Source organism: Micromonospora psammae (genome assembly GCF_036902725.1).
Classification (GTDB): Bacteria; Actinomycetota; Actinomycetes; order Mycobacteriales; family Micromonosporaceae; genus Micromonospora.
Map to the genome: position 1 here is coordinate 88,330 of NZ_JBAKHM010000023.1, position 14,669 is coordinate 102,998.

Here is a 14,669-nt window from a genome sequence, read left to right on the forward strand (position 1 = left end):
AGGCGGTGGGTCCGCGCGGTCACGGCAGGACCCCCTTCGACTCGAGGGCGTCGGCGATGGCGTCCCGCAGCTCGTCGGCGGTCCGCTCCGGCTCGATCGCCGACGGCGGCGACAGGATCGCCGACATCACCGTGGAGATGCTCTGGTACGCCGGGGTCAGCGGACGGACCGCCGGGTCCTTGAGCTCCTCCAGGATGGTCTCCTTCATCGGGTACGCCTCGGCCATCTCGGGGTCGTCGTAGACCTTCTCGATGGTCGGCGGCACGCCGTCGTTGATCGCGGAGGACTTCTGGTTCTTCTCGTTGCGGATGCACTTCGCGGCCTCGAAGGACTCCGTCGGGTGCTCCGAGTAGGCGCTGACCGCCATGTTCACCCCGCCGATGGTGACCTTGCTCGGGGTGTTCGCGTCGATCCCGGGGATCCGGGCCCACTTGACCTTCTTGGCCAGCTCCGGGTCGGCCTCCTGCAACGCCGGGTAGACGAAGGGCCAGTTGACCTGGAAGGCGCCGGCGCCGGACTGGAACTCCAGCCGCACCGGGTCCTCCGTGGCGTTGCTGAACGACGCCGACGTCACGCCCGACGTGGCGAACCGCTTGAGCTGGTCGAGGGCCTTGACGGTGCCCTCGTCCATCACGGCCCGCGTGCCGTCGTCGCTGAGGATCCGGCCGCCGGCGCTCTCGGCGAGGGTGTTGTAGAGGACGACCAGGCCCTCGTACTGCGCGCCCATGGTGAGCACCTGGTACGGCTTGCCCTGCTGCTTCAGCTGCTGGGCCGCGGAGATCATCTCGTCCCAGGTCCGCGGCGCCTCCGGCGTCAGGTCGGTGCGGTACCACAGCAGCTGCACGTTGGTGTTCTTCGGCGCGGCGTAGAGCTTGTCCTCGTAGCGGGCGGTGTCCAGCGGGCCGGCGAGGGTGCCCTGCTCCACCTCGGCCCGGTCCTGGCCGGTCCACTCGCGGATCCAGTCGGCGCTGGCGAACTCCTGGGTCCAGGTGACGTCGAGACCGAGCACGTCCATTCCGGTGTCCTCGGCGGCCAGCCGGCGGACCATCTGCACCCGCTGCTCGTCGGCCTGCCGCGGCAGCACCCGGTAGGCGATCCGGTAACGCCCCTGCGCCTGGGCGTTGCACTCGTCGACCACCTTCTGCAGGTTCTGCTCGGGCGGGTAGTACAGGTTGATCGTGGGCGTGCCACCGGCTCCGCCGTCGGAGCCGCAGGCAGCCAGCGGAGCGACCAGCGCCAACGCGGCGGCGGCCGCACCGAACCGCACGCCCGGTCGGCGTCGATGTCGGGTCGCTCCGGGGTGTGTCGTCATCGCCCTCCCCCTTTCTTCGGCGAGAACCGGGGAAAGGCCCGTGCCCCGGCGCACGGCGGAACGGCCCGGCATGGGGACGGCGGAATCGCGCCAACTCCGGGCGTTTCGTGCGCCCACAGTGCCCGAGCCGACACGCCGCGAAACCTCGGCGTGTCGAAGCAGCGCGCCGGGCCGGGGACATGCGGCAGATCACCGCGGAGCGGCCCGTCCGATCCCCGCCCCGCCGCTCGCCGTCACGGCCGCACGCGGTGCGGTGGGTCGGGGTGTCCCGCCCGTGGGCGAGCGCGACATGCCGTCGAGCGTGCGGCGTGACGGGCGCGCGCCGCGTCGGGGAGGCGGGGTGTCAGGGGCGACCGGCATGATGGCCGCATGATCGCGCGCTTCAAGGATCTCTGCATGGACGCCGCCGACCCCCGGGCCCTGGGAGACTTCTGGGCCGGGATCCTCGGCGGGGAGGTGGTCGACACCGGCGACGGCGACGTGCGGGTCGACCGGGGGCCGGGTGGGGCCGGGCCGGAGTCGATCTGGGTGAACCGGGTGCCCGAGTCGCGTACCGGCAAGACCCGCGTCCACCTGGACCTGCGCCTGGCCGGCGCCGACCCGGCGGTGCTGCTGGCCGCGGGGGCGCGGCTGGTCCGCGAGCCGGACTCGGAGATCAGCTGGTGGGTCCTCGCCGACCCGGAGGGCAACCAGTTCTGCGCCTTCGCCGGCCGCGAGGGCACCCGACCGGGCCCGTTCGAGCTGGTGGTCGACTGCGCCGACCCGGTGGCGCAGGCGACCTGGTGGGCGGGGGTGGTCGGGGGCTGGGTGGAGACCTCGGACGAGGGTCACGCCTCGGTGGTCGGCGCGGCGGGCTTCCCCTGGCAGGACTGGGTCTTCGACCCGGTGCCCGACCGCAAGCGGGTGAAGAACCGGGTGCACTGGGACGTCGACCTCACCGGCCCGGACGCCACCGCGCTGATCGCCGCCGGGGCGACCCTGCTGCGGGAGCCCGACGCCGACGTCGACTGGTGGGTCCTCGCCGACCCCGAGGGCAACGAGTTCTGCGCCTTCGCCCCCCGCCGGGCGGCCTGAGGGAGGCGTCCCAGGAGGTGGACGCGGCGGGACTGTCCTGCGCCCGCCGCGTCGACTAGCGTCTGAGGGGCTCCCCGCCGGCGCGTCGCCGTCGAAGTCGATACGCCTCCGGCCGACCCCAGCCCGCCCGATCGGTTGGTTCTCGCGCGAACTCCCCTCTGCCGGATCGCCGGTTGGGCAGGATCGTCCCCAAGGAGGAGGTGCTCCGTGGTGCAGGACACCCGCGCTCTCGCCCTGACGTTCGAGGTGAGCGGCCTGCCACCGGTCAAGACCGAGGCGCTGTCCATCTTCGCCGCCGGGCATCGGCAGGCGACGAGGGTCCGCGCCCTGCTCCAGGCGGCCTGTACCGCGGCCCAGCGCACCGGCTGGACCCCGCTGTCCGGGCCGATCGAGGTCGACCTGACCCTGCGTTGCCCGCCGGGGCACCGCACCTCCGACGCCAGCACCCTGCTGGGCGGGGTGTGCGCGGTGCTCCAGGACAAGAAGCGGGTGGCCAACATCGGCCTGGCCCACCTCGGCGTGCTGGTCGACGTCGCGCTCTACGGCGACGACCGGCAGATCCGCCGGCTGTCGTACGGGGAGGAGCCCGCGGAGGACTTCTCCTACCAGGTACGGGTGGCCGCCCTGCCGACCGTGGTTTGACCGACGCCCGTGGTGGGGTACCGCGGACGCCGACGAAGGGAGCGCCGATGTCGGAGCCACATGTCACGCTCGACCCGAGCGGGCTGGACCCTGTGCAGCAGAAGCTGCGCGGCCCGCTGGAGGACCAGCTGACCTCGGCCCTGCAGGCGGCCACCGATCGGATCCGGGCCAGCTACGCCGGTGAACCGGTCGAGCAGGTCTGCCAACGACTGCTCGACGAGACCCGGTCCGGGTTGCACCCGGACATCGCCGCCGGCTTCAACCCGGACATGGACGAGTTCTGCCGGGTCGCGGTCGCGATCGTCCGCGAGGTCTCCTGAGGGCGGCCCCGCCGGGCGGCCCGGGAAACAGCACCGGAACCGGTAACGGGAATGACGGCTCAGGCATGTAACGAAAATGGCGCACGAGACGCTTCACATCATTTGGAGATGAGGAACCGATCCGGCCGGCAATTTCGCTGGCCGGGTCAGGACCGGGTCCGCAACTCCCCGGTCCTGACCCCCAGCCGTCCGGGGTGGCAGCGGAATTCGCCTGCGCGGGCACGGCGGGACGTGGCACGCCGCTCACGCCGGCCCAGCACGGCGAGCCGGCCCGCTTGCACTCAGCTCCACGGTGCCCCACCACCGGACTTCGGTGCGTTCCCGACTCACCCCGAAGAGCCGTGAACGCGCGCCCAGATTAGGCAGCCCGGCCGGAGCGGGACAAGCATTTCGGGGCCCGGCTGAATGTGATTCAAACCAATCATGAATTGCGGCATGTCCGCGTAACACGCGCCGCCGGGATGGCGCTGTTCGTTGTCGGAACGACTTCTCGCCCGACGGTCGATCGACGGCCCGGGCCGCGCCCGGTGCCGGCCCGTCGCCGGGTCGGGGCGCTCGGGGGCCGGAAACCACCACGGGTACGCCTGCGACGTTACCCGCCCGGCGGCCCTCAGAAGTGCCGGAGCAGGTCGGTGAACTCCGTCAGGCGGAGCACGCCCTCGTCGTCCGGGTCGACGTCGTCGTGTTCGAGGATCCAGGTGTTGTCATTGGGGATGAAGACGGCGCGCATCCCCACCGCCCGGGCCGGCAGGATGTCCGACTTCGGGGAGTTGCCGATCATCCAGGCGGCGGCCGGGTCGAAGCCGTGCTCGCCGGCCAGCCAGCGGTAGGTGTCGGCGTCCTTCTCCGGCACGATGTGCGCGGCGCGGAAGTGGGGCAGCAGCCCGCAGGCGTCGAGCTTGCGCTGCTGCTCCTCGCGGTCGCCCTTGGTCAGCAGCAGCAGGTCGTACCGGCCGGCGAGGGCGGCCAGCGTCTGCGCCACCCCGGGCATCAGCTCGACCTGGTGGGCGACGAGGGCGGTGGCCAGCTCGTCGATCTCCCGGCGCTCCCGCTCGGTGGCCGGCCGCTCCCGCAGCCGCTCGAGGCACTCGCCGAGGCTGCGCAGGAAGACCTTGCTGCCGTACCCGTGGGCCACGGCGTTGGCCCGCTCGATGTCGTCCAGGACGGCCCGGATCTGCGCGCGGTCCAGGGTGGGGTGGTCCAGCCACTCCAGGAAGTCGTCGATCACCCGCTCGAAGACCACGTTGTTCTCCCAGAGCGTGTCGTCGGCGTCGAAGATGAGCACGCTGGTGTCCGTACGCTTCCCCATCGGTCCCTCCCGGTCTCGCTCGGGACACGCTACTGCGCGCCGCCGGCGGGATCATCCGGGTTACGGCGGCGACGGCCGTCACCGCGTCGCGGGACCGGGCCGGCGAGCAGCCCGAGCGCGATCATCTCCTCCCGCTGCTCCTGCCGGTCCGGCCGCAGCCGCCCGCCCCGAGTCAGCATGACGACGCCGTGCAGCAGCGACCAGCCGACCTCGGCGAGGGTGTCCAGGTCACGGCCGTCGGCCAGCGGCACCAACGCGGCGCGCAGCTGGGCGAAGGCGGCCCGGGGCGCCCCGGGCGCGGGGTCACGGCCGAGGGTGAGGTCGGAGGTGTGGGCGAGCATGGCGTCGTACACCTGGGGGTTGGCGTAGGCGAAGTCCAGGTAGGTGGTCACCACGGCCGGCCAGGCGCCGCCGCCGGCGCCCGCCCGGGCGGTGGCGAGCGCGGCGGCCAGATCGGCGAAGCCGCGCAGCGCCACCGCGGACAGCAGCGACGCCGGGCCCGGGAAGCGGCGGTACAGCAGCTCGATCTCGGTGCCGGTGCGTTCGGCCAGCCGGCGGTGGGTCACCGCCGACCACCCCTCGGCCTCGGCCAACCGCCGGGCCGCGGCGACGACGCCGGCCGGCCCGGCCGGTTCGGCGTCTCCCTCGGCTGCTGACGACACCTGGTGGATGCTAGTGAACGTCACCTTCCGCATCCGTCTGGTGACGGATTGGCGACTGCGCGGGCGGCGTCAGCGGCGCAGGGTGAGGATCAGGTCGGCGACCAGCGCCGTCCACCCGGTCTGGTGCCAGGCCCCGAGCCCGGCGCCGTTGTCGCCGTGGAAGTACTCCGGGAAGGAGATCAGGTCCCGCCAGTCCGGGTGGGTCTGGAAGAGCTGGGCGGCGCCGTAGATCGGCCGCCGACCCCAGTCGTCCCGGGTGAACAGCGAGATCAGCCGGGCCGAGAGGTCGTCGGCGATCTGGTCCAGGGTGCACTTGCGCCCGGAGCGGGTCGGGTACTCCACCTGGAGGTCGTCACCGAAGAACGCGGCGTAGTCCCGCAACGCGCTGATCAGCAGGAAGTTCGTCGGCATCCAGATCGGGCCGCGCCAGTTGGAGTTGCCGCCGAAGAGGCCGCTGGTCGACTCGGCCGGCTCGTAGCCGACGCAGAACTCCTGCCCACCCAGGGTCACCGCGAACGGCTTGTCCAGGTGGGCCCGGGACAGGGTCCGCAGGCCGAAGTCGGAGAGGAACTCGTCGCTGTCGAGCATCCGGGCGAGCAACCGGACCACCTGCTCCGGGCCCACCATGGAGAGCAGCCGCTGCTGGCGGCCGTCCGGGCCGAGCCGGCGGGCGCCGATGACGTCGGCGTACTCGGGGCGGTGGGTGAGGAACCAGCGCAGCCGGGCCCCCAGCTCCGGCAGGCGTCGGAGGGTCTTCGCGGTGAGCCGGGTGGTGGCCGCCAGCGGCAGCAGCCCCACCACCGAGCGCACCTTCAGCGGCACCTGACTACCGTCGGCCAGCCGCAGCACGTCGTAGAAGAACGCGTCCTCGGCGTCCCAGAGCCCCTGCTCGTAGGCCGCCGCCGCGATGTACGCGAAGTGCTCGAAGAACTTGGTGGCGGTGTCGACGTAGGCGTGGTCGTGCTCGGCCAGCACGATGGCCATGTCGAGCATGTTGAGCGCGTACATCGCCATCCAGCCGGTGCCGTCGGACTGCTCCAGCACCCCCGCCACGGGCAGCGCGGCGGAGCGGTCGAACGGGCCGACGTTGTCCAGCCCGAGGAAGCCGCCCTCGAAGACGTTGTTGCCGCCGGTGTCCTTGCGGTTGACCCACCACGTGAAGTTGAGCAGCAGCTTGTGCATCACCCGGGCGAGGAACTGGTGGTCCCGGCTCCCGTCGATCTCGAAGACCTTCAGCGCCGCCCAGGCGTGCACGGGCGGGTTCACGTCGCCGAACGCCCACTCGTACGCCGGGATCTGCCCGTTGGGGTGCAGGTACCACTCGCGCAACAGCAGCAGGAGTTGGTCCTTGGCGAAGCCCGGGTCGACCCGGGCGATGCTCACGCAGTGGAAGGCCAGGTCCCAGGCCGCGTACCAGGGGTACTCCCAGGGGTCCGGCATGGAGATCACGTCGAAGCTGTTCATGTGCCGCCAGGCGCTGTTGCGCCCGTGCCGCCGCCCGGCCGGCGGGGGCGTCGAGCCGGGATCGCCTTCCAGCCAGCGCTTGACGTCGAAGTGGTAGAACTGCTTGCCCCACATCAGCCCGGCGATCGCCTGCCGGGCGACCAGTGCCTCGTCCGCGCTGGCCGCCGGCGGGATGACCCCGGCGAAGAAGCGGTTCGCCTCGGCCCGCCGGGCCCAGACCACCGCGTCGAACCCGGCGCCGAGGTCGGCCGGGGGTGGCGGCGGGGCGGCCGGCGGCGGGGCGGTGCGGGTCAGCCGCAGCCGGATCTGCCGCTGCCCGCCGGCCGGCACGTCGAGGACGTAGTGCAGCGCGCCCTTGGTCCCCTCCCGGTCCGGGTTCACGGTCGCCGCGCCGGCCACCACGTGGTCGTTGATGCCGTCCTTCGGGTACGGCGACCGGCCGGGCAGCCCCCAGAGCCGCTCGGCGTTGGTGTCGTTGTCGCAGAGCAGCGGGACCGGGTCGCCGTCGCCCTCCAGCAGGATCTGGCCGAGCACCCCGTGCTCACCGACCAGCCGGGAGCCCTCCCCCACCAGCCGGGGCACCCGGTCCGCGCCGGGCGGCCCCCAGGCCCAGGTGTTGCGGAACCACAGGTGCGGCAGCACGTGCAGGGTGGCCGCCTCGGCGGCCCGGTTGGCCACCGTCACCACCACGCACAGGTCGGTGGGGGACGCCTTGGCGTAGTCGACGGTCACCGCCCAGTACCGGTCGTCGTCGAAGATCCCGGTGTCGACCAGCTCGTACTCGGTCTCGTCCCGGCCGCGCAGGGCGTTGACGGCGACCAGCTCGTCGTACGGGAAGGCGGCCTGCGGGTAGTGGTAGCGCCAGCGCATCCAGGAGTGGGTGGGGGTGGAGTCCTCGTACCACCAGTACTCCTTGACGTCCTCGCCGTGGTTGCCACCGTCCCCGCCGAGGCCGAACATCCGCTCCTTGAGGATCGGATCCCTGCCGTTCCAGAGCGCCAGGGCGAAGCAGAACGTCTGCCGGTCGTCGCAGACGCCCGCCATGCCGTCCTCGTTCCACCGGTAGGCTCTGGACCGCGCGTGGTCGTGGGGAAAGTAGTCCCAGGCCGTACCGTGTTCGCTGTAGTCCTCCCGGACTGTCCCCCATGCCCGCTCGGACAGATAGGGACCCCATGCGCGCCAGTCCTGCTCCCCGGCGTCGGCCTGGGCCAACCGGAGCCGTTCGGCGTCGGGAGACGGTGCGTCGGAGGGCGATCTGTCGGTGAACACGTGCACATCTTCGACGCCGCCGGGGTACTTGACCACAGCGCCCATTGTCGTCGTGGCGCGTTCCACCCCGCGGCCGCAGGAGGAAAGTAGTTGATCGAGATCGGTTTCGGCCCCCAGGTCTGCGGTGAGCTGACCGCTGGGGCGACCCGGGAGTGGCTGGTCACCGACGGCCGCGGCGGGTACGCCATGGGCACGGTCGCCGGGCTGCGGACCCGGCGGTACCACGGACTGCTGGTGGTCTCGGGCGAGACGCCGGCGTCGCGTTCGGTGGGGCTGGTCAGCCTGGACCCGGCGGTGACGTGGCCGTCCGGGGAGCGGGTCCGGCTCGGCGCGCACGAGTGGTCCTCGGGGGTGGTCGACCCGCGCGGCTTCGAGCTGCTGGAGCGCTTCGACCTGGTCGACGGGCTGCCGCGCTGGCGCTGGCGGATCGGTGACGTGGTGATCGAGCGGGAGATCGCGATGACCCACGGCCGTCCCCTCGTGTCGGTGGTGCACCGGCTGGTGGCCGGCGGGCCGGTCCGGCTGGAGCTGGCGGCGGCCTGCACCTGGCGGGACGCGCACGGCGAGCGCCGCGCGGACGGCCCGGAGCCGCGGATGGAGCCGGTCGCCGACGGGGTGGTGGTGGAGGGCGCGTTCCGGCTGGCCGGGCCGGACTGGGCGCCGGCCGGGCAGTGGTGGCTCGGCGTGCACCACCGGGAGGAGGCGGCCCGCGGGCTGCACCCGGACGAGGACCTCTGGTACGCGGGGCACTTCGCCGGCGCCCTGGACCGCCCCGGCGACACGGTCTCTGTGCTCGCCTGGGCCGACGACCTGGCCGTCGAGCCGCCACCGGCGACCGAGGTGGTGGCGGCGGCCCGGCGGCGGCACCGGGCGGTGGTGGCGGCGGCGAAGCCGGCCGACCCGGTCGAGGCCACGCTGGCCCTGGCCGCCGACGCCTTCGTGGTGGGCACCGCGACCGGCCCGGACGTGGTGGCCGGCTACCCGTGGTTCGGCGCCTGGTCGCGGGACACCATGACCTCCTACGAGGGGCTCTTTCTCTGCACCCACCGGGCCGACGAGGGCCGGGAGCTGCTGCGGTCGTACGCGGCGACGCTGTCGGAGGGGATGCTGGCGAACACCGCGGACACCGGTCGGGTGGAGTACAACACCGTCGACGCGACGCTGTGGTTCCTGCACGCGGTGAGCCGGCACGTGACGGTCACCGGCGACACCGACCTCGGCGACGAGCTGCTGCCGGCGCTGCACGGGGTGGTCGAGGCGCACGTGGCCGGCACCCGGTACGGCATCGCGGTCGACCCGGCGGACGGGCTCCTCACCCAGGGCGGCACCCCGGGCACCGCGCTGACCTGGATGGACGCCCGGGTGTACGGGGCCCCGGTGACGCCGCGCACCGGCAAGCCGGTGGAGGTCAACGCGCTGTGGGTGAACGGGCTGGCCGGCCTGGCCGAGCTGACCGAGCTGGCCGGGCGGGACGCCGGCGAGCTGTGGCGGCTGCACGGCCGGGCGCGGGACGCGTTCCGCAAGCGCTTCCCGGCGCCGACCGGCTGGCTGCACGACGTGGTGGACGGGCCGGCTCCGGCGTACCCGCTGGGCGGGGCGGCGCACCACGACGACGACCTGCTCCGCCCCAACCAGCTGCTGGCCTGGTCGCTGCCGTACGCCCCGCTGGAGCCGGATCCGGCGGCGCTGCGCCGGGTGGCGGCCGGGCTGCTGACCCCGCTGGGCCCGCGCAGCCTCTCCCCCGACTCGCCCGGCTTCACTGGCCGGCACCGGGGCGGGCCGGCCGAGCGGGACGGCGCCTACCACCAGGGCACCGTCTGGCCGTGGCTGACCGGGCCGCTCGTCGAGGCGTACCGGAAGGCCGGCCTACCCACCGATGACCTTTTGGTCGGACTTGACGGACATTTGGGGGATTACGGACTAGGATCGGTCAGTGAGACGGCCGACGGCACCGCGCCGCACGCCGCCACCGGCTGCCCCTTCCAGGCCTGGTCGGTGGCCGAGCTGCTCCGCGTCCGGCGGTCCCGCTAGGAACGCGTTACACACTGGCAACGACGGCGTCTCCGCTGGTTATCCAGCGGTCGGCAGGATTGGCCCCGACCCCGGGCACGCGACGGGCACCCCTCACGGTGTCGACCGCCGTGCGCCCAGGACACCACCCAGAGGGGGCCTTCATGTCACCTGACGCCGACGTGATCGACATCCACCCCGCCCGGCACCAGCGCGTGCTGATGCTCTCCTGGGAATATCCCCCCGTGCTGGTCGGTGGGCTCGGCCGGCACGTGCACGCCCTCTCCGCCGCCCTGGCCGCCGCCGGGCACGAGGTCACCGTGGTCACCCGGCACGCCGAGGGCGCCGCCCTGGAGGAGTACGCCGACGGCGTGCGGATCCTGCGCGCCGCCGAGGACCCGGTGACCTTCCCGCTCGCCACGAACTCGCTGCTGGCCTGGACCATGGCGTTCAACCACACCCTGACCCGCACCGCGCTGCGCGCCGTCGCCTCCGGCGCCTACGACGTCATCCACGCCCACGACTGGCTCGTCGCGCACACCGCCGTCACCCTCGCCGAGCACCTCGACCTGCCCCTGGTCACCACGATCCACGCCACCGAGGCGGGCCGGCACCAGGGCTGGCTGCCGGAGGAGATGAACCGCACCATCCACGGCGTCGAGCACTGGCTCAGCAACGCCTCGGCCCGGGTCATCGCCTGCTCCGGCTACATGCGGGAGCAGGTCACCCGGCTCTTCGAGCTGCCCGAGGCCCGGGTGGACGTGGTGCCCAACGGCGTCGACGACCGGGCCTGGCACGCCCGTCCCCGGGCAGTCGCCTCCGCCCGCGCCCGCTACGCCGGGGACGGCCCGCTGGTCGGGTACGCCGGCCGGCTGGTCTACGAGAAGGGCGTCCAGCACCTCGTGCACGCCGTGCCGCGGTTGCGGGAGCGGCACCCCGGGCTGCGGGTGGTGATCGCCGGCGACGGGCCGTACAGGGAGGAGCTGGTCGACCAGTCGCGGCGGCTGGACCTCGGCGACACCGTCCGCTTCGCCGGCTTCATGGACTCCACCCAGCTGCCCGCGGTGCTGGCCGCGACCGACGCGACCGTGGTGCCCAGCCTCTACGAGCCGTTCGGCATGGTGGCCCTCGAAGCCGCCGCGGCCGGCGCGCCGCTCGCGGTGGCCCGCACCGGCGGCCTCGCCGAGATCGTGGAGCCCGGCGTCACCGGGGTGACCTTCCCGCACAGCGACCCGGACGCCCTCGCCGGCGCGGTCGACCAGCTCCTCGGCGACGAGGTCTTCGCCCGCCGGGTGGCCCGCCGCGCCCGCACCATGGTCAGCCGACGGTACGGCTGGTCGGCCATCGCCGCCCGCACGGCCGGCAGCTACGCCACCGCCCGGCGGGAGCACGGCTCGTTCCAGGCCCGCCTGGCGGCCGCCCAGCTGGTCGGTGGACGGACCCGGATCGCCATCCCCGAGGGCAACCTGCTGGCGCTGGACGGCGCGGCCTGCTGACCGATCGGCACCCGGCAACCGATAGGTCCGCCCCGATCCATTGGCTACGGTGTACGTCGGCCGATGGTGAGGAGCAGAGTGCAGCAGGTGATGATCGCCGGTCGGTACCGCCTGGTGGAGCTCGTGGGCCGGGGCGGGATGGGTCGGGTGTGGCTGGCCCGCGACGGGGTGCTGCACCGCGAGGTCGCGGTGAAGGAGGTCGTCCCGCCGCAGTGGCTGGCCGAGGCCGAACGCGACGAGCTGCGGCTGCGCACCCTGCGCGAGGCCCGTACCGCGGCCCGACTCAACCATCCCAACGTGGTCCGCATCTACGACGTCATCCGGGTCGACGACCGCCCCTGGATCGTGATGGAGTACGTCTCCTCCCGCTCCCTGCAGGCCGTGCTGGACACCACCGGGCCGGTCGACCCGCGCCGCGCCGCCGACATCGGCCTGGCGCTGCTGGCCGCGCTGCGCGCCGCGCACGCCGCCGGGGTGCTGCACCGCGACGTCAAGCCGCACAACGTGCTGGTCGCCGACGACGGACGGGTGATGCTCACCGACTTCGGCCTGGCCACCTTCGACGGTGGGGACGGGCTGATGACCGGCCCGGGCCTGGTGCTCGGCTCGCCCCAGTTCGTCGCCCCGGAGCGGGCCGCCGATGGGGTGTCCAGTGTGGAGGCGGACCTCTGGTCGCTCGGCGCCACCCTGCACGCCGCCGTCGAGGGGCGCTCCCCGTACGCCCGCAGCACCGCGATGGCCACCCTGGCCGCGCTCGGCTCCTCGCCGCCGGACCCGGCGCCGCACGCCGGGCCGCTGCGGCCGGTGCTGGAGGGGCTGCTACGGCGTGACCATCGGGAGCGGATCGGCCACGACGAGGCGGAGCGGCTGCTGACAGCGGTCACCCGGCCGACCCCGGAACCGCCCGCGGTGCTGCCGTCGGCGGTCCGTCCGGCGGCCGTGATCGCCCCGCCGCCGCCCTGGCCGGGCCCCTCTCCGACCACCGCCGGGATCGACCGGACCGACGCCCCGGCGGCCGGCGCCGGGGGCCGGTCGCCCTCCGGGCCCGGCCGCGCGACCGGGTCGGAATCGACCGGCGGCACCGGGCACCGGTCCGCGACCGAGCCGCTGTACGGGCCGACCGGCGGGGCCGGCGACGCCGACCTCGACTGGGGCCCGCCCGGTCGACCCGACGCCGGCCGGGCCGTCGACGACGATGGCCTCGTCGACCTCGACACCGCGTCCGGCGGCGCCGGGGTGGCCGGCCCGGGTCGAGGTGGTTTCGGCACGCGCGCGGCGCGTACGCTGCGCGACCTCGGCGGCGGCGCCCGGCGGTGGGCACTGGCGGGCGCGGCGCTGGTGGTGGCGGTGGCGGCCGGCGTCGGCACCGCGCTCGCGGTGACCCGGCCCGACGGCTCCGAGCCGCAGGTGGCGGCGACCGGCGATCCCCGGGTGGCCCGCCCGGAACCGCCCCCGGGCTACGACCCGAACCGGCCCGGCCCACCCCTCGGCGGTCCCGGCGTGATCCCGCCCCCGTTCCCGTGCCTGCGGCCGGACCCGGTCGGCGAGCCGGTCACCATCCGCCCCGCCACCGAGGACGACGGCTTCCGGCCACCGTCGGGGTGGACCTGGTACGTCTCCGAGCGCTACCGGGTCGCCGTGCCGGTCGGCTGGCTGCGGGCCCGGGAGGGTGTGGTCGACTGCTTCCGCGACCCGGGCAGCCGCCGGACGCTGAGCGTCGAGCCCCTCCTCGCCGACGTCGGCGATCCCTCCGCGTACCTGCGGGCCGAGGAGCGCCGGCAGCTCGCCGCCGGCACCCTCCCCGGCTACGACCAGGTGCGGCTCGCCACGGTGGACGGCGGGGGCGCCCGGTGGGAGTGCCGGTGGACCACCCCGTTCCAGGAGCGCGCCCACGCGCTGCGCCTGCTGCCGGGGCGCGGCGCCGGTGGTGCGCTGCTCGGCTGGAGCGCCGCCGACCACGACTGGTCGGCCGCAGCCGGGCAGTTCGAGGTGGCCCGGAAGAGCTTCCGCGGCACCGGGTCGGAGCAGGTCGCCCCGACCTGAACCGCCGCCCGCCCGCCACGTCCCGCCACGGCTGAGAAACGACCCCCGGCTCGATATCGTGTACCTGGGGTAGCCGAGGGGGAACGCCGTGCAGCAGCTGCTGGTCGCCGGACGGTACCGGCTGCTCGACCTGGTGGGCACCGGCGGGATGGGCCGGGTCTGGCTGGCCCGCGACGAGATGCTGCACCGCGACGTCGCGGTCAAGGAGATCGTCCCGCCCAACTGGCTGGCCGAGTCCGAACGCGACGAGTTGCGGCTGCGGACGCTGCGCGAGGCCCGGACGGCGGCCCGGCTCAACCACCCCAACGTGGTCCGCATCTACGACGTGGTGCACGACCGGGACAGCCCGTGGATCGTGATGGAGTACGTCCCCTCCCGGTCGGTGCAGCAGATCCTCACCACGGACGGGCCGCTGGAGCCGGGGCCGGTCGCGCGGATCGGCCTGGCGGTGCTGGCCGCGCTGCGCGCCGCGCACGCCGCCGGGGTGCTGCACCGCGACGTCAAGCCGCCCAACGTGCTGGTCGCCGAGGACGGGCGGGTGGTGCTGACCGACTTCGGGCTGGCCACCTTCGACGGCGGCGACGGGCTGATGACCGGGCCGGGCCTGGTGCTCGGCTCGCCGCAGTTCGTCGCCCCGGAGCGGGCCCGCGACGGCGTCTCGAACCCGCGCACCGACCTGTGGTCGCTGGGCGCGACGCTCTACGCGGCCGTCGAGGGGCGCGCCCCGTACGCGCGGGCGACCGCGATGGCGACGCTGAGCGCGCTGGCCACCGAGCCGCCCGACCCGGTGCGCCGGGCCGGGCCGCTGGGCCCGGTGCTGAACGGCCTGTTGCAGCGCGACCCGTGGCGGCGGCTCACCGCCGCCGAGGCGGAGCCGCTGCTGCGGGCGGCGCTGGCCGCCGAGACCGACCTGCCGGTGGCCGGCCGGCCGTCCCTCGTCCCGGACCCGGTCGGCCCCGCGCGGCCCGCGGCGAGCGCCCACCCGGACCCCGTCGCCCCGGCGCGGCCCGCGACGAGCGCCGGCCCGGACCCGGTCGGCCCGGCGACCGGTGGGTCGGACCAAGTCGG

The 14,669-nt window shown here is 74.3% G+C and carries 11 protein-coding genes; 7 read left to right on the plus strand and 4 right to left on the minus strand.

Annotated elements, in window-relative coordinates; all coding sequences use genetic code 11:
- Positions 1 to 19: 19 nt before the first annotated feature.
- Complete coding sequence (locus tag V6U79_RS23855; RefSeq protein WP_334615876.1) at positions 20 to 1,312, minus strand: ABC transporter substrate-binding protein; 1,293 nt, start codon at positions 1,310 to 1,312, stop codon at positions 20 to 22.
- 369 nt (positions 1,313 to 1,681) lie between these two features.
- Between V6U79_RS23855 and V6U79_RS23860 the strand changes: the two genes are divergently transcribed.
- The 3 genes from V6U79_RS23860 to V6U79_RS23870 all read left to right on the plus strand — a co-directional run bounded on the left by V6U79_RS23860 (position 1,682) and on the right by V6U79_RS23870 (position 3,348).
- On the plus strand, positions 1,682 to 2,386 hold the full coding sequence (locus V6U79_RS23860) for a VOC family protein (protein WP_334615877.1): 705 nt from the start codon (positions 1,682 to 1,684) through the stop codon (positions 2,384 to 2,386).
- 210 nt (positions 2,387 to 2,596) lie between these two features.
- Positions 2,597 to 3,028, plus strand: a complete 432-nt coding sequence (locus V6U79_RS23865; protein ID WP_334523673.1) for a RusA family crossover junction endodeoxyribonuclease — start codon at positions 2,597 to 2,599, stop codon at positions 3,026 to 3,028.
- Positions 3,029 to 3,075: 47 nt separating this feature from the next.
- Positions 3,076 to 3,348, plus strand: coding sequence for a hypothetical protein (locus V6U79_RS23870; protein ID WP_334523623.1), 273 nt, complete (start codon positions 3,076 to 3,078; stop codon positions 3,346 to 3,348).
- 610 nt (positions 3,349 to 3,958) lie between these two features.
- On the opposite strand, the gene V6U79_RS23875 is transcribed toward V6U79_RS23870, so the two are convergent.
- From V6U79_RS23875 to V6U79_RS23885, 3 genes are all read right to left on the minus strand, one after another.
- On the minus strand, positions 3,959 to 4,657 hold the full coding sequence (locus V6U79_RS23875) for an HAD family hydrolase (RefSeq protein WP_334615878.1): 699 nt from the start codon (positions 4,655 to 4,657) through the stop codon (positions 3,959 to 3,961).
- 29 nt (positions 4,658 to 4,686) lie between these two features.
- Complete coding sequence (locus V6U79_RS23880) at positions 4,687 to 5,319, minus strand: TetR-like C-terminal domain-containing protein (RefSeq protein WP_334615879.1); 633 nt, start codon at positions 5,317 to 5,319, stop codon at positions 4,687 to 4,689.
- A gap of 69 nt (positions 5,320 to 5,388) precedes the next feature.
- A complete protein-coding gene (locus V6U79_RS23885) occupies positions 5,389 to 8,097 on the minus strand; it encodes an MGH1-like glycoside hydrolase domain-containing protein (RefSeq protein ID WP_334615880.1) in 2,709 nt (902 codons plus the stop codon).
- Between the two features lie 45 nt (positions 8,098 to 8,142).
- On the opposite strand from V6U79_RS23885, the gene V6U79_RS23890 reads away from it, so the two are divergent.
- The 4 genes from V6U79_RS23890 to V6U79_RS23905 all read left to right on the plus strand — a co-directional run.
- Entirely contained in the window at positions 8,143 to 10,083 is a 1,941-nt protein-coding gene (locus tag V6U79_RS23890) for an amylo-alpha-1,6-glucosidase (RefSeq protein WP_334523611.1), read from the plus strand.
- A 143-nt stretch (positions 10,084 to 10,226) separates the two neighbouring features.
- A complete protein-coding gene (locus V6U79_RS23895; protein WP_334523608.1) occupies positions 10,227 to 11,558 on the plus strand; it encodes a glycosyltransferase family 4 protein in 1,332 nt (443 codons plus the stop codon).
- Between the two features lie 63 nt (positions 11,559 to 11,621).
- Positions 11,622 to 13,601 (plus strand): serine/threonine-protein kinase, encoded by a 1,980-nt coding sequence (locus V6U79_RS23900; protein WP_334615881.1) that lies wholly within the window; start codon positions 11,622 to 11,624, stop codon positions 13,599 to 13,601.
- Between the two features lie 148 nt (positions 13,602 to 13,749).
- Positions 13,750 to 14,669 (plus strand): serine/threonine-protein kinase (locus V6U79_RS23905; protein WP_442933815.1); only part of this gene is annotated, 920 nt, incomplete at its 3' end.